The 22,422-nt window shown below is 42.4% G+C and carries 26 protein-coding genes; 4 read left to right on the plus strand and 22 right to left on the minus strand.

All coding sequences use genetic code 11. The features are described 5' to 3' along the window. Positions 1-89: 89 nt before the first annotated feature. The 8 genes from C6Y07_RS04170 to C6Y07_RS04205 all read right to left on the minus strand — a co-directional run bounded on the left by C6Y07_RS04170 (position 90) and on the right by C6Y07_RS04205 (position 8,176). A complete protein-coding gene (locus C6Y07_RS04170) occupies positions 90-1,496 on the minus strand; it encodes a glycoside hydrolase family 1 protein (RefSeq protein WP_060596796.1) in 1,407 nt (468 codons plus the stop codon). Next, positions 1,480-2,826 carry a PTS cellobiose transporter subunit IIC gene (gene celB / locus C6Y07_RS04175; protein WP_034661207.1) on the minus strand — a complete coding sequence of 449 codons (1,347 nt, stop codon included), beginning with the start codon at positions 2,824-2,826 and terminating at the stop codon, positions 1,480-1,482. The genes C6Y07_RS04170 and celB overlap by 17 nt, the downstream gene beginning before the upstream one ends. 25 nt (positions 2,827-2,851) lie before the next feature. Further along, positions 2,852-3,184: a PTS sugar transporter subunit IIA gene (locus C6Y07_RS04180; RefSeq protein WP_060596797.1), complete on the minus strand. Its 333-nt coding sequence runs from the start codon at positions 3,182-3,184 to the stop codon at positions 2,852-2,854. A gap of 3 nt (positions 3,185-3,187) precedes the next feature. Further along, entirely contained in the window at positions 3,188-3,499 is a 312-nt protein-coding gene (locus C6Y07_RS04185) for a PTS sugar transporter subunit IIB (protein ID WP_003215713.1), read from the minus strand. A 143-nt stretch (positions 3,500-3,642) separates the two neighbouring features. After that, positions 3,643-4,428: a glucose 1-dehydrogenase gene (locus tag C6Y07_RS04190; RefSeq protein ID WP_034661209.1), complete on the minus strand. Its 786-nt coding sequence runs from the start codon at positions 4,426-4,428 to the stop codon at positions 3,643-3,645. 12 nt (positions 4,429-4,440) lie between these two features. Next, positions 4,441-5,289, minus strand: coding sequence for a GRP family sugar transporter (locus C6Y07_RS04195; protein WP_181185461.1), 849 nt, complete (start codon positions 5,287-5,289; stop codon positions 4,441-4,443). 122 nt (positions 5,290-5,411) lie between these two features. Next, positions 5,412-6,821, minus strand: coding sequence for an NADP-dependent phosphogluconate dehydrogenase (gene gndA / locus C6Y07_RS04200; RefSeq protein WP_060596800.1), 1,410 nt, complete (start codon positions 6,819-6,821; stop codon positions 5,412-5,414). 98 nt (positions 6,822-6,919) lie between these two features. After that, complete coding sequence (locus C6Y07_RS04205) at positions 6,920-8,176, minus strand: DNA polymerase IV (protein ID WP_106042371.1); 1,257 nt, start codon at positions 8,174-8,176, stop codon at positions 6,920-6,922. A 106-nt stretch (positions 8,177-8,282) separates the two neighbouring features. On the opposite strand from C6Y07_RS04205, the gene C6Y07_RS04210 reads away from it, so the two are divergent. After that, positions 8,283-8,564 (plus strand): hypothetical protein, encoded by a 282-nt coding sequence (locus tag C6Y07_RS04210; protein WP_003215677.1) that lies wholly within the window; start codon positions 8,283-8,285, stop codon positions 8,562-8,564. A gap of 27 nt (positions 8,565-8,591) precedes the next feature. Continuing rightward, entirely contained in the window at positions 8,592-9,410 is an 819-nt protein-coding gene (locus C6Y07_RS04215; protein WP_034661213.1) for a membrane protein insertase YidC, read from the plus strand. Between the two features lie 36 nt (positions 9,411-9,446). Here the strand turns inward: C6Y07_RS04215 and C6Y07_RS04220 are convergent, their stop codons facing one another. From C6Y07_RS04220 to mce, 4 genes are read right to left on the minus strand one after another with little or no spacing between them, the layout of a single operon-like run. After that, positions 9,447-9,911: a chemotaxis protein CheW gene (locus tag C6Y07_RS04220; RefSeq protein WP_060596803.1), complete on the minus strand. Its 465-nt coding sequence runs from the start codon at positions 9,909-9,911 to the stop codon at positions 9,447-9,449. Between the two features lie 14 nt (positions 9,912-9,925). Further along, complete coding sequence (locus C6Y07_RS04225; RefSeq protein ID WP_060596804.1) at positions 9,926-11,047, minus strand: M20/M25/M40 family metallo-hydrolase; 1,122 nt, start codon at positions 11,045-11,047, stop codon at positions 9,926-9,928. A 16-nt stretch (positions 11,048-11,063) separates the two neighbouring features. After that, positions 11,064-12,533 carry an acyl-CoA carboxylase subunit beta gene (locus C6Y07_RS04230; protein ID WP_060596805.1) on the minus strand — a complete coding sequence of 490 codons (1,470 nt, stop codon included), beginning with the start codon at positions 12,531-12,533 and terminating at the stop codon, positions 11,064-11,066. After that, positions 12,520-12,942 (minus strand): methylmalonyl-CoA epimerase, encoded by a 423-nt coding sequence (gene mce / locus C6Y07_RS04235; RefSeq protein ID WP_060596806.1) that lies wholly within the window; start codon positions 12,940-12,942, stop codon positions 12,520-12,522. The genes C6Y07_RS04230 and mce overlap by 14 nt, the downstream gene beginning before the upstream one ends. Before the next feature lie 102 nt (positions 12,943-13,044). Between mce and prli42 the strand changes: the two genes are divergently transcribed. After that, complete coding sequence (prli42, locus tag C6Y07_RS18820; RefSeq protein ID WP_149865350.1) at positions 13,045-13,137, plus strand: stressosome-associated protein Prli42; 93 nt, start codon at positions 13,045-13,047, stop codon at positions 13,135-13,137. A 38-nt stretch (positions 13,138-13,175) separates the two neighbouring features. On the opposite strand, the gene C6Y07_RS04240 is transcribed toward prli42, so the two are convergent. The 6 genes from C6Y07_RS04240 to C6Y07_RS04265 all read right to left on the minus strand — a co-directional run bounded on the left by C6Y07_RS04240 (position 13,176) and on the right by C6Y07_RS04265 (position 17,707). After that, positions 13,176-13,685 carry a L,D-transpeptidase gene (locus C6Y07_RS04240; protein WP_060596807.1) on the minus strand — a complete coding sequence of 170 codons (510 nt, stop codon included), beginning with the start codon at positions 13,683-13,685 and terminating at the stop codon, positions 13,176-13,178. A gap of 52 nt (positions 13,686-13,737) precedes the next feature. Then, positions 13,738-14,691, minus strand: a complete 954-nt coding sequence (locus C6Y07_RS04245; RefSeq protein ID WP_034661221.1) for an aromatic acid exporter family protein — start codon at positions 14,689-14,691, stop codon at positions 13,738-13,740. Positions 14,692-14,811: 120 nt separating this feature from the next. After that, a complete protein-coding gene (gene artM / locus C6Y07_RS04250; protein ID WP_034661222.1) occupies positions 14,812-15,534 on the minus strand; it encodes an arginine ABC transporter ATP-binding protein ArtM in 723 nt (240 codons plus the stop codon). Further along, positions 15,527-16,183, minus strand: a complete 657-nt coding sequence (gene artQ, locus C6Y07_RS04255) for an arginine ABC transporter permease ArtQ (protein WP_003215691.1) — start codon at positions 16,181-16,183, stop codon at positions 15,527-15,529. Before artQ ends, artM begins: the two co-directional genes overlap by 8 nt. Positions 16,184-16,309: 126 nt before the next feature. Beyond that, a complete protein-coding gene (locus tag C6Y07_RS04260) occupies positions 16,310-17,074 on the minus strand; it encodes a transporter substrate-binding domain-containing protein (protein ID WP_012010505.1) in 765 nt (254 codons plus the stop codon). A gap of 195 nt (positions 17,075-17,269) precedes the next feature. After that, positions 17,270-17,707, minus strand: coding sequence for a BrxA/BrxB family bacilliredoxin (locus C6Y07_RS04265; RefSeq protein WP_034661224.1), 438 nt, complete (start codon positions 17,705-17,707; stop codon positions 17,270-17,272). Between the two features lie 171 nt (positions 17,708-17,878). On the opposite strand from C6Y07_RS04265, the gene C6Y07_RS04270 reads away from it, so the two are divergent. Continuing rightward, positions 17,879-18,772 (plus strand): YegS/Rv2252/BmrU family lipid kinase, encoded by an 894-nt coding sequence (locus tag C6Y07_RS04270; RefSeq protein WP_060596809.1) that lies wholly within the window; start codon positions 17,879-17,881, stop codon positions 18,770-18,772. Between the two features lie 15 nt (positions 18,773-18,787). Here C6Y07_RS04270 and C6Y07_RS04275 read toward each other — a convergent pair whose 3' ends face one another. The 4 genes from C6Y07_RS04275 to C6Y07_RS04290 form a co-directional block, all read right to left on the minus strand. Continuing rightward, entirely contained in the window at positions 18,788-19,081 is a 294-nt protein-coding gene (locus C6Y07_RS04275; protein ID WP_034661226.1) for a YesK family protein, read from the minus strand. Between the two features lie 65 nt (positions 19,082-19,146). After that, positions 19,147-20,403: a dihydrolipoamide acetyltransferase family protein gene (locus tag C6Y07_RS04280; protein WP_106036850.1), complete on the minus strand. Its 1,257-nt coding sequence runs from the start codon at positions 20,401-20,403 to the stop codon at positions 19,147-19,149. Positions 20,404-20,421: 18 nt separating this feature from the next. Then, complete coding sequence (locus C6Y07_RS04285) at positions 20,422-21,405, minus strand: alpha-ketoacid dehydrogenase subunit beta (protein WP_034661229.1); 984 nt, start codon at positions 21,403-21,405, stop codon at positions 20,422-20,424. A gap of 12 nt (positions 21,406-21,417) precedes the next feature. Next, entirely contained in the window at positions 21,418-22,410 is a 993-nt protein-coding gene (locus C6Y07_RS04290; RefSeq protein ID WP_060596813.1) for a thiamine pyrophosphate-dependent dehydrogenase E1 component subunit alpha, read from the minus strand. Positions 22,411-22,422: the final 12 nt, after the last annotated feature.

Consider the following 22,422-nt stretch of genomic DNA (forward strand, 5'->3'; position numbering starts at 1 on the left):
CTTAAAAGGTACCAGCCATTTTTGTTTCATCCACTTACCGTCACATAAGAAAAATACTTGCCCTTTTCAGGAAAGAGCAAGTATCTTGATTAAAAACCGTTATTCTCTGATACCGATTGAAACCAGTATCCGCTTTTCTTGATGGTTCGTTTCCCGTCTTCTTGAAGATCAACTGAGACAAATCCATAACGATTCTTATAGGCATTCGACCATGACCAGTTATCCATAAACGTCCACAGATGATAGCCTTTTACATTACTTCCTTCTTGAATGGCTTGATGCACCCATTTGAGATGCTCAGAAATAAAGTCAATGCGGTAATCGTCATGAATCATTCCTTCTTTATCCTTAAACCGCTCTTCTCCTTCGACACCCATTCCATTTTCAGAAATAAAGCATTCAATATTATCATAGTCTGTTTGAACTTTTTTCAATATATCATAAATACCTTTTTCATAGATTTCCCAGCCTCGATACACATTCATTTTTCTTCCCGGCATTTCAAACGCATCAAAATAATGATTTGGCATAAATGGTGCTTTCGGATGCGGCATATGCTCTTTCGCTTTCACTCTTCTTGGCTGATAATAGTTGATCCCAAGGAGGTCGACGGTATTCTCTTGAATGAGCTCAAGGTCTCCTTCTTCAATACTTGGCATAAAGCCTTCTTTCTTTAAGACCTCTACTAGTTTTTCTGGGAAATGTCCCTTCACCGCAGGATCTAGGAAGGAACGGTTAAAGAAAGCATCAGCCATCTCAGCTGCTTCTACATCGCACGGATTCTGGCTTCTCGGATAAGATGGGGTTAGATTTAGGATGATGCCAATCTTCCCGCCTTGCTGCAGCTTTTTATAAGCCGCAATCGCCTTAGCATTTGATAAAAGTTCATGAAAACCGACCTGTACAGCCTTTTGGAAATCGACTTCGTTTGGATAATGAAAGCTATACATATACCCGCCCTCTACAGGAACTATCGGTTCATTATGGGTAAACCATTTTTTCACCCGGTCGCCAAATAATTGAAAGCACAATTCCGCATAGCTGACATAATCATCTACTACCTGTCTGTTCACCCATCCGCCTTTTTCCTGCAGCGCCATTGGCATATCGAAATGGTACAGGTTCACAAACGGCTCAATATCATGTGCAATCAGTTCATTGATCACATCATTGTAAAAAGATACTGCTTCTTCATTGACCACACCTTTCCCTTCAGGTAAAAGACGTGACCATGAAATGGACAGCCGAAATGAATTGTGCCCAATTTCTTTCATCAGACGGATATCCTCTTTATATTTTCGATAAAATTGGGATGTCACGTTTGGGCCTACACCATCAAAAAAACGAGTCGGCTCTTGTTCAAACCAATGATCCCAAATATTCGGTCCCTTACCATCTCCAGGGACACTGCCTTCTGTTTGCGTGGCAGAGGCAGAAGATCCCCACCAGAAACCTTCTGGAAATGTATATGATTGCTTGTTATTTTCCATCGACATGTATTGAGTCTCCTTCGCCTTTGATGTTTGTTGTCTTCGTTTTTTCCGTTGGGGTTATTTTTTCATTCTTCACATTCATACGGTCAATAAACTTCAGGAACGGGAACCAAATGACAAACACAATCATCAGATTAAACAGCTGAAGCAGACCGCCCGCTAGTGAATTTGTTGCCATTATTCCGCTAATAAAGATCGGCACCGTCCATGGAATATTCACGCCTGTCGGCGGCGGTACAATGCCTGTTGCCATCGCAAAATAAGAAATACATGTAATGACCATTGGCGCCAAAATCCATGGAATGAGAATAAGTGGATTCATGACAATCGGTAAACCGAAAATAATCGGTTCATTGACGTTAAATAATCCTGGTCCTAAGCCGAGCTTTGCTACTTGTTTTAATTGCTTACTTTTCAGGAAAATTAAAATCGTAAACACAACAGCCAGCGTCATACCGGTTCCGCCCATGCCAACCGTATAGATTTCGATAAACTGCTTGCTGATGATATTCGGAACCTCACCAGTTTTTGTGTAGCTCTCTAGGTTTTGAATGGACAATGTATTCCAAATCGGGTCCATGACAGAGTTGATAATAATTTGGCCGTGGAGCCCAAAGAACCAAAGAATTTGTATAAAGAAAACAGCGATCAAGGTCGGGATGATACCGCTTCCAAGTCCAACAAGCGGCGCCTGAATGGCATGATAAATCAGGTCATGCATGTTTGTTTTGAAGCCTTGTGTAATGATGATATTGATCAGTAAAAAGGTTGTGAGTGTCAAAGTAGCCGGGATCAGTGCAGCAAAAGACTTTGAAACAGCTGGCGGAACCCCTTGCGGCATATTGATGACAAATTTCTTTTGGACAAAATAACGATAAATTTCAGCAGACAAAAAGCCTGTGATCATTCCTAGGAACATCCCCTTTGCTCCTAAACGATCGACTGGGATCACACCTGCAATAGATGCACCGCCTTCTTGTTCTAGTAAAAATGGCGTCAGAAGCAAGAAAGAGGCTAAAGCAATCACGCCGCCAAATACAGCTTCCACATCATAGCTTTTCGATAAATAGTAGCCAATCCCAAATACAACAAACACGCTCATAATGCTGATGGTCGCACTTGGCGCGATATTCAGTGCAGACTGGACTCCTTCCAGTGCGGTTTGACTCATGATTTTATCTAAAAATGGCAAATTCATTAGCACAACCATAATGGAACCAAAAATGGTGAGCGGGAACGCAAGCATAAAAGCATCCCGTAATACGCCTAAATAGCGGTTGTTGTTCAATCTCCCAGCAATCGGAACCAAAATGGCACTTATTTTATCAAACATTGGTTTCCCCCCTTGTTTACACCCTTTATTGTTTAAGCGATTGGAAAATCGGCAGGAGCTCTCCCACAAGCTCCTTGATCGTAATGGTGGACATTAAGTGATCTTCGGCGTGCATGAGCAATAAGGAGAAAGGCGTTTTCTCCCCGCCTGCCTCTTGCTGCACGAGTTGAAAATGGATACCATGAGCATGACGTAAATCTTCTTCCGCTTCTTTCATGAGACCAAATGCCTCATCTTCTTGACCTTCTCGAAATTGTTTAAGAGATTGAAGCAATTTGCTGCGTGCATTTCCACTGTGTAAGATCAATTGAAAACTGACTTGTTCCTCTGTGAGCCCTTCGAGTGTTTTCTTTTCCATTCTTTACGATTCCTCCATCAATGTAACGGCTTGTTCATACGCTTTTTGTCCATCGGCAAGCCCGTACGCCTGCATATCTATGACCTCTACTGCAATCCCGTATTTTGTTGCTTCTTTTTGAAGATCCCCTTTTAAAAAGCTCATTTGCGGTCCAATTAACACAACATCCGCATTCGCCATTTCTTTTCTCGCTTGATCTTGCCCAACTGCCCAAATTTCTGCCTCGTCCCCTATTGAGTCGGCATGAGCCTTCATCTTTGTAACTAGTAAACTCGTAGACATTCCTGAACTGCATGCTAATAAAATACGTTTCATTTCTCTCACCCCATTGTTGTAATAAAAGCGCTTCCATTTAATATTATATATTTTTATTTTTAAATGTCTAGACATTTAATTTTATTTGTCTGTATTTTATATAAAAAAAGAGCGTCATGTGTGTACGCTCTTTGTCTTTCTCCCTATCCTTTTCCTGCCTGGAAGCCAGGATACTTTGTCATGCCGCCGTCCACATAGAGCGTCAAGCCTGTGACATAGCTTGCCTCTTTTGACGCCAGCCAGACAGCACATGCTGCCACTTCTTCCGGCTTTCCAATATAGCCGATGGGGATCAATTCAATCACGCCTTTTTTCAATGCGGGATCATCGAATTTTTCCGCATTGATCGGGGTATCGATGGCGCCTGGTGCAATGCTGTTTACACGGATTTTTTTAGGGGCGTATTCTAGTGCCAGCGTTTCTGTCAGCAGCTTGGCGCCCCCTTTACTTGCTGCATAATGAACGAAATGAGGCCAAGGGATTTGCTGGTGAACCGACGACATATTGATGATCGATCCTTCTATCCCGTGATCTGTCATATACTTCAGTGCATCACGGCAGCCGAGAAACATACCTGTTAAATTAGTCGACATGACTTTGTTCCAATTATCCAGCGTCATTTCTGTGGAAGGCACTTCGTTTTCAATACCTGCGTTATTGATCATGACATCAAGGCTGCCGTACGTATGAATGGCTTTATCAATCATTGCCCGCATATCCTCTTCCTTTGATACATCTCCCTTGATTTTCACAGCCTGGCCGCCATTTTTTTGAATATCCGCAATGGTGTCATCCGGATTTTCTTGATCTGAGAAATAATTGATCACCACATTGGCTTTTTCTTGTCCAAACCGGCGCGCCATTGCTTGCCCTATTCCTGTGCCGGCTCCTGTAATCAGGACTGTTTTTCCTTCTAAATCTGGATACATTCGTTTACCCTCCTATTTTGTAAAGCCTAGCAGCACGCCGCCTGCAATGATCATCAAGCAGCCTGCAATGACAAAGCTTGTTCTGGATGCTTTCTCTTTTAATAAGTAAATGCCGCCTAATGTTGAGATGACAATCCCTGTCTGTGACATCGAAAAGCTTACGGCTACGCCAATGAGCGGAATGGCCAAAAGAAGCCCAAGATTTCCTGTCGACCAAACCAAACCGGCAATGATATTTTTAAACGTATATTTACTAAACGGGTTCTGTTTTAGACTAATCGCCAAGGATGAAAGCAGCATACCGACCGATTGCGGAACGAGGGCAGACCACCCATCAATATGAAACCATCTTAAAATGACGACATATCCGACATAGCCAACCGTTGAGATGAGCAGAATAATGATCCCTTTTTTGAAATTGCCTCCACCGTTCCCGCCGCCATTCTTCTTTTGACCGAGCGATGTCATCACAACACCTGCAATAATCAGTAAAATGGCGCAAGAACCAATGAGTATGACCGTCATCGTTTGCCATTCTTTAAAAACCATGACACCAAATAAAGTAGTGCTCACAAGCTGCATGCCTGTTGACAAAGGAACCGCCTTCGAGACTCCGAGAAACGCAACACTTGAAAGCTGATTCATTTGTCCAATGCTCCAAAAGATGCCTGAAATCACAGAAACCGCAAAAATAAACGGTGTCAGCTCTGGCATTTTGATGAAGAAGGCTGCAATTGAAAATAAAAATGCGCCAAGCGTAATGCCGAGCGTTTGCTGGTATGCATTCCCGCCAAGTTTGACACTGATCAGAACAATACTTCCCCAAAATATTGCTGGGAGAAGTGCATATAAGATGCCCACTTCTATCCCTACTTTCTTTTCTTTTTTACATAGCATCCCTCTTTTTCGCATTTTTAGCCGAAAAGATGCAAACACAAAAAAACCTTACCAATCCAATGGTAAGGTTTTTCTGACGTTCTATTTTATTTCATCCATTCCGTATGGAAGACGCCTTCTTTATCTGTGCGCTCATACGTATGTGCACCGAAATAGTCACGCTGCGCTTGAATTAAGTTCGCTGGCAGGACAGCTGTGCGATAGCTATCAAAGTAAGCAAGTGCACTTGAGAATGAAGGAACAGGAACTCCTTGCTCCACTGCAAGTGAAATGACTTTACGAAGTGATGATTGATAGCTTTGAGCAATATCCTTAAAGTAAGGATCTAGCAATAGGTTTTTCAGTTCAGGGTTACGGTCATATGCTTCTTTAATTTGTTGTAAGAAGGCTGCACGAATGATACATCCACCGCGGAAGATCATCGCAATTTCACCGTATTTTAAATCCCAGTTATATTCATCAGATGCTGCTTTCATTTGCGCAAAACCTTGAGCATACGAGCAGATTTTACTCATGAATAGGGCTTTTCTAACAGCTTCGATCAGCTCTTGTTTATTCTCAGCTGATTGCGTTGGCTCAGGACCTTGAATTGATTGACTTGCTTCTACACGCTCATCTTTCATTGCTGAAATATAGCGCGCAAAAACAGACTCAGTAATGATTGGAAGCGGGACACCTAGATCAAGAGAACTTTGGCTCGTCCATTTTCCAGTTCCTTTTTGACCAGCTTTATCTAAGATGACATCCACAAGCGGCTGGTTTGTTTCTTCATCCACTTTTGTGAAAATATCCGCTGTAATTTCGATTAAATAGCTGTCAAGCTCGCCTTTATTCCACTCTGAGAATACTTCATGAAGCTCCTCTGCTGATAAGCCAGCCACATGCTTCAAGATAAAGTATGATTCAGAGATCAATTGCATGTCTCCGTACTCGATGCCGTTATGGACCATTTTGACATAATGTCCTGCTCCATCTGGGCCAATATACGTTGTACATGGCTCGCCATCTACTTTCGCAGAGATCGCTTCTAAAATTGGTTTCACTAGCTCATGCGCTTCTTTTTGACCGCCTGGCATGATAGATGGACCTTTTAGTGCACCTTCTTCACCGCCAGAAACACCTGTACCAATGAAGTGGATACCACTTTCCGCAAGCTCTTGATTACGTCTTTGCGTATCCTTGTAATATGTATTTCCACCATCAATTAAGATGTCACCTTTCTCTAGGTGAGGAAGTAATGATTGAATGGTTGCATCCGTTGCTGCACCAGCTTTTACCATTAAAAGAATTTTACGCGGTGTTTCAAGCGACTGAACAAATTCTTCAATGCTGTATGTGCCTACAACGTTTTTTCCTTTTGATTCTTCGAGAAACTCTTCCGTTTTGCTGCTAGATCTGTTATAAACGGACACGGAGAAACCGCGGCTTTCAATATTAAGGGCAAGGTTTTTCCCCATAACGGCTAGTCCAACCACACCGATTTGTTGTTTTGACATAATTCTGACGTCCCTTCTAACACACTATATTGATTACTGCTGAAATGATGTACCCTTTGAAATTACCACAACACCACCTCTTTTATCAAGTTTTCAGGCTAGTCATTTCCTTTTTCGTCCTGAAAAAAGTCTTTATTAAAACTTGTTCCGCTTGTTTTGCTCTCTTTTTCCTTGATAGTCATTCCTCTTTGAATGAGTGATTTGCCATATTTTTCTTTCAGCCCTTCTAAAACGGTTTGGAGAGGCTCTTCTTTTGCATCTTCTGTATAGGAAAATAAATCAAGCTGTTTAACAGCTGCTTTTCGTTCTACAAGGTCTGTCCCCGTCACACCCAAGAGCCTCACGGGCTGGTCATTCCAATGTTTAAGGAATAACTGCTTTGCTGCCTCAAATAAGTCTTCCTTTCGATCCGTTGGATTCGTGAGTGTGACACTTCGCGTGATATTTTTCCAGCTTGCGTACCGTATCATGATGAGAAGCCGATTTGCCATCACTTCTTTTCTCCTTAATCTTGCACTCACAGATTGTGACAGCTTATCAATTAACGTGACAAGTTCATCTGGATCGTCAGAATCATGAGGAAGGGTTGACGAATTACCGACGGATTTAAATTCGTATATCCTTTCTGGGTCCACGATACTGTCATGTTCACCATTCGCCTTTTGCTTTAATCTCGGTCCATTGATGCCCAGTAATTCCTTTAGCGTATACTCATTTGCTTTCGCTAAATCTTCAATGGTATGAATGCCAATCGTTTTCAATTTATCTGCCGTTTTCTGTCCAACTCCGTGCATGTCACCCGCTGGCAGCGGCCAGAGCATTTGGGGCACATCTCGTTTACGTAAAATGGTGATGCCCATTGGTTTTTTCCAATTAGACGCCATTTTCGCTAAAAATTTATTCGGTGCAATGCCAATACTTGAAGGAAGCATGAGCTCCTCTACAAGCCTCGTTTGAATATCATGAGCCGTTTTCACCGCGTGCTCGGCATAAGGCGTATGCGTTAAATCAATATAGCCCTCGTCAATGGATACGGGTTCGACTAAATCGCTGTATTCTCTTAGTATCGTAAACATCTCTTGTGAGGAGCTGCGGTACCGGTCAAAGTTAGGTGTACGGACAATCAGCCCCGGACAAAGCCGCTTCGCTTCCCATAACGGCATCGGGGGCTTTACACCTAGTGCTCTTGCCTCGTAGCTGCACGTCACAACAATCCCTTTACGCTCTTTCGCATTTCCGCTAATGGCTAAAGGTTTCCCTCTCAAAGAAGGATCATACGCCATTTCGACAGATGCATAAAAACTATTCATATCAATATGAAAAATAATTCGACCCTTCCTTTGAGAATCACCCATTTGCCTGCCTCCTACATTTATTGACTCTTGTTACTTCATGTTTGTTCCAATAGACATTTCATATAGTGTATAGTACACTGTGAGTAATGAAATGGATGTGATAATCATGATTATTGATACATTCAATGAAGTCTTTTTCCTTGTTGAATTCTTTACGATTATTCTTCCAGCGCTGACGGCTATCGGCATTGCGTTTTTATTAAAAGACTGCCGTATGAACGAACACCTCGGTGGACATCGTTTGGAAGAGTTGGACGCATCTTTATTGAACCGAACAGACTTTCTGTTTATCATATATGATCGCATTACAACTTGGATTAGTAAAGTCATTCGAATGAAACGATCATCAAATGATGATGAAGACCATTCGCTTCCTCTCTCTAATTAATTTTTTAAAAAATGAGGAGGAAACGAATTGAAACGTTTATTGACGATTTGTACGACTTTATGTTTAATGATGATTGCCTCACCTGCTTTTGCAGCGAGTGGGCAAACGAATGCGAGCTCTGATGGGTTTTTCCATCATTATTTTGTCCAGCCTTTTTCGGAGCTGATCATTTGGCTTGCGAACTTCTTCCATGATGATTATGGTTTATCGATTATGTTCGTGACCTTGATCGTCCGCCTGCTGATTTTCCCTCTTTTTGCGAACCAATTTAAGAAACAAAGAGTCATGCAGGAGAAAATGGCACTGGTGAAGCCTCAAATTGACCAAATTCAAAGCAAATTGAAGAAAACGAAAGAACCTGAAAAACAAAAAGAACTACAAATGGAAATGATGAAAGTATACAAAGAGAACAATGTGAACCCGCTGGCAATGGGCTGTCTGCCTATGCTGATTCAAATTCCAATTGTTCTTGGCTTTTACTCAGCGATCCGCTCAACACCTGAGATCGCAACACATTCGTTCCTATGGTTTAACTTAGGACAAACCGATCTATTGGTCGCGATCTTTGCAGGCGCCATGTATTTCTTGCAATTTTATGTTACGCAAAGATTTGCGAAGCAATCAGGCACCCAGACAGAAGCTGCGCTGAAGCAAGCCAAAGTCATGGGCATGATTTTCCCAATCATGATGCTGTTTATTTCAATCAATGCACCCGCTGCCCTTCCTTTATACTGGATGACAAGCGGATTACTACTCACAATCCAAACAATTATTTTGAATGTTATGTACCAAAAATCAAAATCGAAAGCTGAGGCAAACGACCAAGCTAGCCCAGCTGCTGAATAAAAATAATCCCCTTATCATCAGATAGGGGGATTTTCTTTATGCCAACTCTTCTTTTAACCGCTTTGGCAGTTGATCGAGGTCATCAATTCTCCCAAGGAACTTATTAGGGTCCACTTGTAAAATCATCTTGTTCTCTCTCTCCACAACGCCGAAGAAATATTCGGAGGCTTTCGTGTTCATATGAAATGGCTTGATCTCGCTTAGCTCGATATCGATAATATCTTTTGCATCTGAGACAAGACAGCCAATCATTTGATCGTTTAATTCAAATAGCAACACCTTGGACTGTTCGTTCACATCAAGAGGCTTTCCGTGAAGCATCACGCCTGTGTCACTTACAGGGATGACTTCTCCTCTTAATGACATCAGTCCTTTAATTTCTTTTGGAAGGTTCGATACTTCTTGTAAATAAGGGACCTTCTCAATCGAACGAATATGCTCTACACTGATGCCAAAATCCTCTTGCCCCACTTGGAAAATAATGATCTTTTGCGTGCTCACAGAGTCTCCTGCCTTTACGATAGATTTGTCGTTTCTTCGATAATGGCGAGAACCATTTCAGCTGTTTTGACTAATTCTTCAATCGGCATTTTCTCATTTTTCGTATGAATATCTTCATATCCAACAGCTAGGTTGACAGTTGGGACGCCGTTTCCTGCAATGACGTTTGCATCACTGCCTCCGCCGCTCGTCTGTAGTTCTGATGGACGGCCAATTTTCGCAGCCGCTTTTTTCGCCACTTCTACGACTTGATCGCCGTGAGAGAATTTGAAGCCTGGATACATGATGTCAATTTGTACATCGGCACTTCCGCCCATTTCTTTAGCGGTTTTTTCAAAGGCTTCTTTCATCTTCGCTACTTGTGCTTCCATTTTTGCAGGTTCTAAAGAGCGTGCTTCAGCAAGGATATCGACTTGATCGCACACAATATTCGTTTGCGTTCCACCTTCAAAACGCCCGATATTCGCCGTTGTTTCTTCATCAATTCGGCCAAGCGGCATGCTGGCAATGGCTTTTGATGCAATGGTAATCGCAGACACGCCTTTTTCAGGTGCCACACCTGCGTGAGCTGTTTTTCCGTAAATGGTTGCGCGTACTTTCGCCTGTGTTGGCGCAGCTACGATAATTGTCCCGACCTTGCCATCTGAATCAAGGGCATAGCCGTATGCTGCTGTCATCAATTTTGGATCTAACGCTTTTGCTCCAACAAGTCCTGATTCCTCACCTGCTGTGATGACAAATTCAATCGTTCCATGCGGTAAATTCTTCTCTTTCAGCACGCGGATGGCTTCAAACATAGCCGCAAGCCCTGTTTTATCGTCAGCACCAAGAATGGTTGTTCCATCTGTCTTCACATAGCCGTCTTCAATGACTGGTTTTACGCCATTGCCGGGAACAACTGTGTCCATATGAGAAGTGAAATAGATAGTATCAGCCTCTTGATTGCCTTCCAGTGTACAGATGAGGTTGCCTGCACCGTGGCCAGTTTTCGCTTTTGAGTCGTCTTCCACCACTTTAAGACCAAGCTGCGAGAATTTTTCTTTTAAGACTTCCACAATTTTCTCTTCGTGTTTTGTTTCCGAATCGATCTGAACCAGTTCTAAAAATTCGTCTAGTAAACGTTTTTCATTGATCATGATGATGCTCCTCCTCTTATAGCGGCATGTTGCCATGCTTTTTTAACGGTCTATCTTCTTCCTTCCTGCGAAGCAAATCAAACGAGCGAATCAATCGCTCTCTCGTTTCATCCGGCATGAAAATATCGTCTATCAGCCCTGCCTGAGCCGCTTTTAATACACTTGGTTCCGTCTCAACCTCGCGCGAAGCAGGATGAACGATTTCGTCTGCGAACGTTTTCCCCATGACATCAATTTCTGCCGCTGGCCATGCATAAACAAAGTCAGCGCCTAAGCCCTTGCTATTCATCGCGACATATGCACCGCCAAACGCCTTTCTTAAAATCACCGTGATTTTTGGAACGGTCGCTTCAGCGTACGCATATAAAAGCTTTGCGCCGTGACGGATAATTCCCGCATGCTCGGCTTTCTCCCCTGGTAAAAAACCAGGGACGTCGACAAGCGTTAAGATCGGAATATGAAACGCATCGCAAAATCGAATAAACCTGGCCGCTTTATCGGCAGCGTCAAGGTCAAGGCTTCCTGCCAACACCTTTGGCTGATTGGCAACTACGCCAATTGGAGCCCCTTTTAATCTGGCAAACCCTGTGACGATATTTTTTGAGAAACAAGGCTGGGTCTCAAAGAATGAGCCTGGATCGATGATCGCTGTCACCACTTGTTTGACATCATAGGTGCGTGATGGATCCTTTGGCAAGATTTTGCCTGGATCAACGGCGTCATGCTTTTGCACTTCAGTGTGCATGTCAGGCTGTTTAGTCGTTGGTATGTACGTTAAAAGTGTTCGAACCGCCTTTAACACGTCCTGCTCATCTTTCCCAGTATAGTGCACATTCCCGCTTGTCTGATGCTGAACACTTGCACCGCCAAGACGGTCAGGACAGACCGTTTCTCCTGTTGCCTTTTCTATTACTTTCGGACCTGTTAAAAACATATGAGCTGTTTGTTCTGTCATGAAGACAAAATCAGTCAAAGCAGGAGAATAGACTGCACCTCCAGCACATGAGCCTAAAATAACGGATATTTGCGGGATTTGACCAGAGTACAGCACATTCCGTTTAAAAATCTGTCCGTATCCTTCTAATGATACCACACCCTCTTGAATTCTCGCACCACCTGAGTCTTTTAGACCGATGACCGGCATCTGATTTTTAGCAGCGAGATCCATTAGAGAAGCAATTTTTTTGGCATGTATTTCGCCTAAAGAGCCCCCATGCACTGTTGCATCTTGTGCATAAACACATACTGGCTTTCCATGAATAAGTCCCGTTCCAATGACGACGCCATCACCGACATGCTCTGACATGCGGCCTGTTGCAAACCTCTGAATTTCCATGAAACTGCCCACGTCAAGAAGTTCATGCAGCCGCTGACATACCGATAGCTTTCCTTTGTTTCTGTGCGCGGCTGCTCGTTTTTCACCGCCGCCCATTAACGCTTTTTCCCGCCATTTAGACAAGTCATTGAACGATTCATTCATTGCCATGTTTTTCTCCTTTCAAGGGCTCGCACAATTCGAATAACACACCAGACGTTTCTTTAGGTGAAATAAATGCAATCTGCTTGCCGCTTGCGCCCTTCTGTGCTGATTTTTGGAGAAGCTGCACGCCAAGGTGTTCAAGATGGTTAAGATCTGCCTGAATGTCTCCTGACTTTAACGCAATATGATGGAGCCCCTCTCCTCTTTTTGTTAAAAAGGTATGTAGTTTACTGCTGTCTGACATTGGTTCAATTAATTCAATGTGCACATGATCAAGTGAAGCGAAGGACGCTTTAATCTCCTGCTCAGGAATCTCTTGTATGTCTGAAAAATGCCAGTTAAACAGCTGATGAAGAAGTTGAGATGTTTGTTTAATAGAAAAGACCGCAATGGCAATATGATCGATTTGATTCATCCGTTCACTTCCTTTGTTGATCACTTGTCGCATTTGAAAAAACCAGCTAGAATAAAGAAAGGTGCGTTCGTCGCAAAAAATCTTCGGTTATAGGGGTGCGATATGTCTCAGAAATTTATGAAATTCATGGTATTGCTCATGATTAGCCTGCTGTTAATTTCTTCACTTTTAGCAGGAGCAGCAACCTTTTTATAAGGTTTCAATAAAAGCAGACAAGCAGGTGATTCGTTCAATCAACGAATGGCCTGTTTGTCTTTGGCAAGCTTTTCAAATGAATCGCTTGATGTTGTAATCCATACTTTTGTTCCAACCGGAAGCTGGTCAAATAGAAGCTCTACATCTTGATTATGAAGTCTCACACAGCCTGCCGTGATAAATTTCCCAATCGATGTTTCGTCACTCGTCCCATGAATTCCGTACGTTCTGCCATCTGTTCCTCGTGCATCAAATCCAATCCACCTTCGGCCAAGAGGGTTATTCTTCGCACCGCCTTCAATATTCTTTTTTCTGTAATAGGGATCTTTCGCTTTGATCATAATGGTAAATTCCCCTTCTGGTGTTAAATCGGCTGTTTTCCCTGTAGAAGCAGGATATATTTTTTGGATTTGTCCTTGATCAATATAGGCAAGTTCATTTGTTTGTTTATTAATAATGACATACGGGTCTCCTGGAAGCGGGTTTTGTCCGAGCGGCCAGATAGGTGAAAGGGACATGGTCAATACGGTATAAAATAAAAGACGCATAGGCTCCTCCTTTTTCATTAGATTGACCAATGAAGGAGGAACTCATGCGTCTCTATTCTTTCATCCCTTTAAAATAGCTTTTCAGTACTAAATATTGTTCCATTTCTCCGAGGAAATGAAAAAGTGCAGCTCTTGCCTCAAACTCTTCTCGTGTTTGCGGCAGCGGAAGCTTATCGAACTCTTCTTTCATATCAATGAGACGTCTTAAAAATTTATGCGCCGTGTTCCCTGGGTGAATATGTTCGCGTAAGTCTCTGACGTATTCGGCAATCATTTGCCCATGCTCTGTTGTGATGGAAATGGACGTGATTTTCGGAAGCACACGCTCAATGATTTCGAATTGCTTTTGCCTCATATTAAAATAATGATAATACAGGTTTTCATGTCTTAGGACATGGTTTTCAACATCACGATATGCGAGAGCTTTCGCTTCTTTGATCAATTGATGTGTCTCTGGTATTTCTTTTCCTGTCCAGTCTTGTTTCCCTGTCATTAAGTATTGCTCGATTTCCTCAAAGATTTTTGCAAAGTTGGCTTCAATCTGTTCGCTGTAGCGTTTGAGCTTTTTATCGACACTTGGCATATACAAGTTCATGATAAGTGCTACGCCAACACCAATTGTTATCAGCAGCAGCTCATTCCAGATGAGGTGAAGGGTAATCCCGCCAGACATGTATAAATGGAGAATGATGACTGAACTTGTGACAATCCCTTCTTTAATGCGGAGCAAAACGGTTGTCGGAATAAAGACAAGCAGCATCAGACCAATCACAAAAGGATGATACCCAATCAGATCGAAAAATAGATAAGAAAATAAAATGGCAAGACTGCATGCTGCAAAGCGGGCTCCCGATGCTAAGAGGGACCTTTTCTTTGTCACCTGAATACACAGAATCGTAATAATCCCGGCAGCCGAATAATTTTGAAGGCCGAGCAGTTGTGCAATATAAATGGCGATCGCTGTTCCTAGTGCTGTTTTCAGCGTTCGGTAGCCGATTTTAAACATGATGTGATTCACTCTTTTCTGTCTTGTTTCCATTCACTTTTGTGAAATGATGAACTTTTTTTACTTTCCCCATTATAATCAAAAAAAGAAGGAGATGTTAAGTCGCCTTCTCTTTTTTCTTTATAATATTTTTTGTAAGAAGTCTTGCGCGCGCTGTGACGACGGCGATTCAAAGAATTGCACAGGGTTTGCATCCTCTACAATTTTCCCATCATCCATAAAGATCACGCGGTCAGCCACTTCTTTTGCAAAGCCCATTTCATGTGTGACGATCACAAGTGTCATTCCAGATTGAGCAAGCTCTTTCATGACCTCTAGGACTTCCTTGACCATTTCTGGATCTAGTGCAGAAGTTGGTTCGTCAAACAGCATGATGTCTGGAGTCATCGCAAGCGCACGTGCAATTGCCACACGCTGCTTTTGACCGCCTGACAAACGGTTCGGAAAATCATCTTTTTTCTCTAAAAGCCCTACCTTTTTCAGCAGATCTTCAGCTTGTTTGATGCTGTCTTCCTTCGATTGATTCTTCACATTCATTGGCGCATACGTGATATTTTCCAGCACGGTTTTATGCGGGAACAGGTGGAAATGCTGAAACACCATTCCGATGTTCTCACGCACTTTGAGTGCATTGGTTTTTGGGTTTGTGATTTCGGTATCCTGAATTGTAATGACACCAGAAGTCGGCTTTTCAAGCAAGTTGATGCAGCGAAGAAACGTCGATTTTCCTGAACCAGATGGTCCAATGACTGCGACAACTTCCCCTTCTTTAATGGTGGTGTCGATCCCTTTTAATACTTCATTTTTGCCAAAAGATTTTGTGAGTTTCTCTATGTTAATCATTTGATTTTAACTTCCTTTCCACCGATTTGCCGACAAAGGTGAGAACAAGCACGATGACATAATAGATGAGACCCGCAAAAATAAGCGGTTCAAGATAATTATACGTGACGGCACCTGCTTGATAGGCTCGTCTCATGACATCTCCCAGTCCAATAACTGTCACAATTGCTGATTCTTTTGTCAGTGTAATCGTTTCATTCACAAGTGCAGGTGAAATATTTTTAAACGCCTGCGGAAGCAATAAGTCCTTCATCATTTTAGCATAAGGGATGCCTAAAGCAACGGCTGCTTCTTTTTGACCTTTATCAATCGCATTAATACCAGCACGAATAATTTCAGATACGTATGCCGCAGAGTTTAGTGAAAATGCGGCTACAGCAGCCCAGTATTGATCGATTTGAAACCCGAGAAGCTGAGGCAGACCAAAATAAATAATGAGCAATTGAAGCACAAGCGGTGTGCCTCGGAAGATGGATGTATAAAAATCTGCAAGCCAAATGAGCGGCTTAAATACACTAATTTTGCAAAGCGTTAATAAAATCCCTAAGATAAATCCAAGAAAAAGTGATACCACAACAATAGAAAGTGTGACCTTAAGCCCTTCTAAAATAAAGGGCATCTGAGGTATTACATCTTTAAAATCTAACATGACAGTCTCCTTTTTTATGCCTTCATACGAAATCAAAAAATAAAACAGGAAAAAAGTTCAACATAAGTTGAACTTTTCAGCGCTTTCTACTGAATTTTCATGAATGACGCTGATCCTTTTCCTGACTTATTTTTCATCAGCAAACCATTTTTTAATTAATTTATCAAGTTCGCCATTGTCTTGCATTTCTTTTAATGATTTATTAAATTTAGCTGTTAAGTCGCTATTTTTCTTGAATGCAATGGCTGAACCTTCGTTTGAACTATTCAATCCAAATGCTTGGAAGTCTTTTTCTTTTTTCAAATAACCAGCAGCTACTTTATCTTCAATAATGGCTGCATCAAAACGACCTGCTTTGATTTCTTGAATGATATCAGAGATTTTATTACGGTCTTCCACTTTTAAGTTATATTTCTTTTGCAAACCGTTTGCTTCATCCTGCTGGATTGAACCTAATTGAACGCCGACTGTTTTATCTTTTAAGTCTTTCTCTGTTTTCATTCCGCTAGATTTCTTTGAGACAACTAAGTTTTTAGCATTGTAATAAACATCAGAGAAATCTAATTGTTTTTTTCGTTTTTCTGTAGGGGTCATGCCTGCAAGGACAATATCAGCTTTATTTGTTTTAAGGGCTGATACAAGGCTTGCAAAATCCATATCTTGAATTTCTAGCTTGTAGCCGTTCTTTTTCGCTAGTGCTGTTGCAAGATCGACATCAAAACCGACAATTTTATCTCCGTCTTTTGATTCAAATGGCGGATAATCTGCCGATGTCGCCATAACGAGTGTTTTGTCATCTCCTGATGCGTTTGAATTATTAGAAGAAGTTCCGCAAGCTGCGAGTGCAGCTGCAAGACCAGCTGTCATAAGTAATAATAACCACTTTTTCATAAGATAATGCCTCCCAGTTTTTAAAATCATGTATTGTTTTGAATATTTATTCACTATAATGTATTTTAAACACTTTCTTTTTAAGATGCAATAGTATTTTGCTAAAATTATTTTGATTCAATGGTCTTATAAAACAAAAAGCAGACCGATCTAAAGACCGGACTGCTTTATATTTCATCATTCAAACGTCACACGTTAAATTTCTTCGCAATGCTCATCGAATGCAGCTTGAAGCTTTGACACGACTTCCATTGGCTCGTGTCCTTCAATTTCATGACGTTCGACCATTTTAATGATCTTTCCATCTTTTAATAATGCAAAGGATGGTGAAGATGGCGGGAAGCCTTCAAAGTATTCACGGGCTCTTGCTGTTGCCTCTTTGTCTTGTCCAGCAAACACTGTCAACAATTGATCTGGACGCTTATCGTAATGAACAGAATAGCCTGCAGCTGGTCTTGCAATACCGCCAGCACATCCGCATACTGAATTCACCATCACAAGTGCTGTGCCTTTTTTAGACAGTGCTTCATCTACCTCTTCAGATGATGTAAGCTCAGTATAGCCTGCCTGTTTGATCTCTTCTCTCGCTTGTTTCACAATATCATTCATAAATAAATTAAAATCAATATTCATTGTCCGTCCACTCCTTTAGCATGCCAAAACCATTTTAACAACATCATATCAAGGAAAACGCCTGCGGGCAAATGTGTTGTCTTTTCATCCCCCCACTTTTTCCGAACATCGTTTATGAGCTGTCAAATTGGGGAAAAGTGATGATAAAGAGATGAAAGGGAGAACTGCGTGATGGCACAATTCAAAAAAGCGATGCTCATTTATAATGGAAATGCTGGACAAAAAAACATGGAAAAAATTCTCGGTCAAACAGTACCTCTTCTTTCTCTACATATTGATGAACTCATTCTTAAACCAACAAAACAGCCAAATGATGCTTATCAATTCTGTCGTGCAATTGATGAGACGATAGAATTGCTGATCATATTAGGCGGAGATGGAACCGTGCATGAATGCATGAATGGCATCGGCGGTTTAGAAAAAAGGCCGGCTGTAGCGATATTACCAGGCGGGACATGCAATGACTTTTCTCGAACGCTTGGTATTCCGCAACAAATGCAAAAAGCCGCTCAAATAATTGTAGACGGCATAGAAAAGAAGGTCGACTTAATCAAAGCAGGAGATCGATACTTGTTAAACTTTTGGGGCATCGGGCTGATTGCAGACACATCCAACAATATTAATGACAAGGAAAAAGCTGTACTCGGCAAAATCAGCTACTTCACAAGTGCCCTGCGCACCTTGCAGCAAACAGATCCTTTTCACGTACGAATTGAAACAGAGGAGGAAAGCTGGGAAGAAGAAGCCGTCATCGTTCTTGTCATGAATGGACATTTCATCGGGACAAATAAAATTGATTTGCCCAATGCAGCAATTGATGATGGGAAAGCAGAAATCTTAATTTGCAGAAATACGAGCTTCTCTGCTCTAAAAGAAATCTTTTCTATGAACCGGGAAGAACTGGAGGATTTCACCGGGGACCTCTCCCTCATTCAAGCATCCAATATTCAGATCCATACAAAGGAGGAAATGGATGCTGATACAGATGGCGAAGTGTATATGACAGCCCCAACTTCTTTAGAAGCGTTAAAACAGCATTTGACCTTTATTGTTCCAGCAGAATAAAGAAAACGCCCGAGATCATTCTTTTTCGGGCGTTTTTTTGATATAGCGTCTGTATAAATATTCAAGTGCATAGCCAAGCAGCGTCCCAGCAAGAAGAGAAATTCCTAAGAGGCTATTTGCTGCTCCTTTAAATCCACCGACAATCAGCAAGCAATACACAATTTGAATCATTGAAACGATTGATATGATGAGTAGTAATCTTTCAGGATGATTGCGTGATTTAGAAATATATCGAAGAAAAGCGAACGCAATTGCTGTGATAAACATGAGCCCAACCGTTAAAAACGCAAAAAAGTCTAATCCAGACATATCACCGCTCCTTTCTCATTATGTAGAAATCCCCCTCTCCATATCGGGAGGGGGACATTCTTGTTTTAGTAAACAGATGTCTGCTCGTCAATGCCTTCAAGGATTTGTTTTATTCGTTGCAGGAATCTGCCGCATACAAGACCATCAAGTACTCTGTGATCTAATGAAAGACAAAGGTTGACCATGTCTCTTGCTGCAATCATGCCGTTTACAATCATTGGACGCTTCACGATCGATTCTACTTGTAAAATCGCCGCTTGCGGGTAATTAATGATTCCCATGGATTGTATAGAACCAAATGATCCCGTGTTGTTTACAGTAAAGGTGCCGCCTTCCATGTCACTTTGCTTCAGCGTTCCTTGTCTCACCTTGGAAGCAAGCTCATGAATTTCTTTGGCGATGCCCTTAATCGTTTTTTCATCCGCATCCTTAATGACTGGAACAAAAAGAGCGTCATCAGTCGCAACAGCAATCGAGACATTGATTGCTTTCTTTTGAACAATTTTATCTCCAGCCCACATGCTGTTCATTTCTGGGAATTCCTTTAAGCCCTGAGCCACTGCTTTGACAAAGAACGCAAAGAACGTCAAATTAAAGCCTTCTTTTGCTTTAAATTGGTCCTTGAGCTGATTTCTTCTTGTCACAAGGTTTGTCACATCGACTTCCATCATCGTCCATGCGTGCGGAATTTCATGTTTGCTTCTCAGCATATTTGCCGCAATCGCCTGCCTAATTGGCGTGACTGGCAGTTCAACATCACCAGGCATTGTAGAGACGGAAGGGGCCGCTTTTGGTTTTGATGGCTGCGCAGGCTCCGGCTTTACCGCCTGTTCATTAACAGGTGCTGCCTTCTCTTGTACGCCGCCGTTTTCAATGAGCTGAAGTAAATCTTTTCTTGTGATTCGTCCGCCTGCTCCGGTTCCTTGAACAGCCGCTAAATCAATGCTGTGCTCATCTGCTAAACGAAGGACTGCTGGAGAGTAGCGTTTCTTTTGACTTTGATTCTCTTTTGTTTGATCTGCTTCAGGTGCTTCACTTTGCTCAGGTGCCGCTTCTTCTTTCGCACTCTGCTGCGAGCTGCCCTCTACTTCAATTTCACAGAACACTTCTCCTACTTGCAGCGTATCGCCTTCTTCAGCCGATAGCTTTGTAATCGTTCCTGTAAAAGATGACGGGACTTCTGCGTTCACTTTATCCGTCATGACTTCCGCAATCGGATCGTATTTATTCACATGATCGCCAGGTGAAACGAGCCATTTGCTAATGGTTCCTTCTGTTACACTTTCACCTAGCTGAGGCATTTTCATTTGTTCAATTGCCACTTGAAACCCTCCTCTTTCTTAAAACGCCGCTAGCTCTCTCATTTCAGCTTCTACCTTATCTGGATTGACCATGAAGAATTTTTCCATTGGCGGCGCATAAGGCATTGCCGGGATTTCTGGTCCGGCTAGACGTTTGATTGGTGCGTCTAAATCAAATAAGCAATGCTCCGATATGATCGCCGCTACCTCACTCATGATGCTGCCCTCTTTTGTATCTTCCGTTAGAAGAAGCACTTTGCCTGTTTTTGATGCCGCTTCAATAATGGCTTCCTGATCGAGCGGGTACACTGTTCTCAAATCGAGAATATGCGCAGAAATGCCGTCTTTCGCAAGGCGGTCTGCTGCTTGCAGCGCAAAATGGACACAGAGGCCATATGTAATGACCGTGATATCATCGCCTTCACGTTTCACATCTGCTTTTCCAATAGGGAGTGTGTAATCCTCCTCAGGTACTTCTCCTTTGATGAGACGGTAGGCACGTTTGTGTTCAAAGAACAATACAGGATCTGGATCACGCACCGCAGCCTTTAAAAGACCTTTTACATCATAAGGTGTAGAAGGCATGACAATCTTCAAACCAGGCTGATTGGCAAAAATCGCTTCAACCGATTGTGAATGATAAAGCGCCCCGTGTACACCGCCCCCGTAAGGTGCGCGGATGACCATTGGACAGCTCCAATCGTTATTTGAGCGGTATCTGATTTTCGCAGCCTCTGAAATGATTTGGTTGATTGCAGGCATAATGAAATCCGCAAATTGCATCTCCGCAATTGGGCGCATTCCATACATCGCTGCCCCAATACCTACACCAGCAATGGCTGATTCTGCAAGAGGTGTATCCATGACGCGCGCCTCTCCGAATTGCTCATAAAGACCCGCTGTCGCTTTAAATACGCCGCCCTTTTTCCCGACATCCTCTCCGAGCACAAACACTTTTGGATCTCGTTCCATTTCTTCTTTCATCGCCAGTGTAATGGCGTCTATATATGACATAACAGGCATTTTTCTTCCCCCTTACTCCGCATACACGTAACGAAGTGCGCTTTCTGCATCAGCATAAGCAGCGTTTTCCGCTTCATCAGTCGCTTCGTTTACGATTTGCATGATTTCTTTTGTCATCTCTTCTTTCATTTCAGAAGTCATGACGTTTCCTTCAATTAAATACGTTTCATATTGGATGAGCGGATCTTTCTTTCTCGCTTCGAGCACTTCTTCTTTTTCTCGATAGCTTGAATCATCATCATCACTTGAATGCGCAGTTAAACGGTAAGAGATCGTTTCAATCAACGTTGGCCCTTCGCCTCTTGCCGCACGGTCTCTCGCTTCTTTGACAGCGGCATATACTTCAAGCGGATCATTGCCATCAACGGTTACACCAGGCATTCCGTACCCAATTGCACGATCTGAAATGCGTTCACATGCCACTTGTTTGTCATACGGCACGGAAATCGCGTACTTATTGTTTTCACACATGAAAATAACAGGCAGCTTATGCACAGCAGCGAAGTTAGCACCTTCGTGGAAATCACCTTGGTTTGAAGAGCCCTCACCGAACGTGACAAAGCTGACAAAGTTTTTCTGCTCCAGACGTCCAGCAAGTGCAATCCCCACTGCATGAGGAACCTGCGTTGTGACAGGTGAAGATCCCGTCACAATTCGATTTGATTTTTGTCCAAAATGACCTGGCATCTGTCTTCCGCCCGAGTTTGGATCGTCTTGTTTTGCGAAACCAGACATCATTAAATCTTTGGCTGTCATCCCAAATGCGAGGACAACCCCCATATCACGGTAGTAAGGTAAGACGTAATCCTCTTCTCTATTGAGAGCAAAAGCAGCACCGACTTGCTGCGCTTCCTGCCCTTGACAAGAAATCACGAATGGAATTTTACCAGAACGGTTTAAAAGCCACATCCGTTCATCAATTTTCCTTGCTAGAAGCATTGTTCTATATATATCAATTGCTTGTTCATCTGATAATCCTAATTCCTGATGACGCATGTTACTCATCCTATTTCCCTC

The sequence above is a fragment of the Bacillus sp. LNXM12-1 genome (assembly GCF_003004375.1).
GTDB lineage: Bacteria > Bacillota > Bacilli > Bacillales > Bacillaceae > Bacillus.

Excerpts from the sequence above, each read along its gene's own strand:
- C6Y07_RS04170 (WP_060596796.1), bottom strand. The coding sequence starts at position 1,496 with ATGTCGATGGAAAATAACAAGCAATCATATACATTTCCAGAAGGTTTC.
- celB (WP_034661207.1), bottom strand. The coding sequence starts at position 2,826 with ATGTTTGATAAAATAAGTGCCATTTTGGTTCCGATTGCTGGGAGATTG.
- C6Y07_RS04180 (WP_060596797.1), bottom strand. The coding sequence starts at position 3,184 with ATGGAAAAGAAAACACTCGAAGGGCTCACAGAGGAACAAGTCAGTTTT.
- C6Y07_RS04185 (WP_003215713.1), bottom strand. The coding sequence starts at position 3,499 with ATGAAACGTATTTTATTAGCATGCAGTTCAGGAATGTCTACGAGTTTA.
- C6Y07_RS04190 (WP_034661209.1), bottom strand. The coding sequence starts at position 4,428 with ATGTATCCAGATTTAGAAGGAAAAACAGTCCTGATTACAGGAGCCGGC.
- gndA (WP_060596800.1), bottom strand. The coding sequence starts at position 6,821 with ATGTCAAAACAACAAATCGGTGTGGTTGGACTAGCCGTTATGGGGAAA.
- C6Y07_RS04205 (WP_106042371.1), bottom strand. The coding sequence starts at position 8,176 with ATGGGTGATTCTCAAAGGAAGGGTCGAATTATTTTTCATATTGATATG.
- C6Y07_RS04210 (WP_003215677.1), top strand. The coding sequence starts at position 8,283 with ATGATTATTGATACATTCAATGAAGTCTTTTTCCTTGTTGAATTCTTT.
- C6Y07_RS04225 (WP_060596804.1), bottom strand. The coding sequence starts at position 11,047 with ATGATCAATGAAAAACGTTTACTAGACGAATTTTTAGAACTGGTTCAG.
- C6Y07_RS04230 (WP_060596805.1), bottom strand. The coding sequence starts at position 12,533 with ATGGCAATGAATGAATCGTTCAATGACTTGTCTAAATGGCGGGAAAAA.
- mce (WP_060596806.1), bottom strand. The coding sequence starts at position 12,942 with ATGAATCAAATCGATCATATTGCCATTGCGGTCTTTTCTATTAAACAA.
- prli42 (WP_149865350.1), top strand. The coding sequence starts at position 13,045 with ATGTCTCAGAAATTTATGAAATTCATGGTATTGCTCATGATTAGCCTG.
- C6Y07_RS04240 (WP_060596807.1), bottom strand. The coding sequence starts at position 13,685 with ATGCGTCTTTTATTTTATACCGTATTGACCATGTCCCTTTCACCTATC.
- C6Y07_RS04245 (WP_034661221.1), bottom strand. The coding sequence starts at position 14,691 with ATGTTTAAAATCGGCTACCGAACGCTGAAAACAGCACTAGGAACAGCG.
- artM (WP_034661222.1), bottom strand. The coding sequence starts at position 15,534 with ATGATTAACATAGAGAAACTCACAAAATCTTTTGGCAAAAATGAAGTA.
- artQ (WP_003215691.1), bottom strand. The coding sequence starts at position 16,183 with ATGTTAGATTTTAAAGATGTAATACCTCAGATGCCCTTTATTTTAGAA.
- C6Y07_RS04260 (WP_012010505.1), bottom strand. The coding sequence starts at position 17,074 with ATGAAAAAGTGGTTATTATTACTTATGACAGCTGGTCTTGCAGCTGCA.
- C6Y07_RS04265 (WP_034661224.1), bottom strand. The coding sequence starts at position 17,707 with ATGAATATTGATTTTAATTTATTTATGAATGATATTGTGAAACAAGCG.
- C6Y07_RS04270 (WP_060596809.1), top strand. The coding sequence starts at position 17,879 with ATGGCACAATTCAAAAAAGCGATGCTCATTTATAATGGAAATGCTGGA.
- C6Y07_RS04275 (WP_034661226.1), bottom strand. The coding sequence starts at position 19,081 with ATGTCTGGATTAGACTTTTTTGCGTTTTTAACGGTTGGGCTCATGTTT.
- C6Y07_RS04285 (WP_034661229.1), bottom strand. The coding sequence starts at position 21,405 with ATGCCTGTTATGTCATATATAGACGCCATTACACTGGCGATGAAAGAA.
- C6Y07_RS04290 (WP_060596813.1), bottom strand. The coding sequence starts at position 22,410 with ATGAGTAACATGCGTCATCAGGAATTAGGATTATCAGATGAACAAGCA.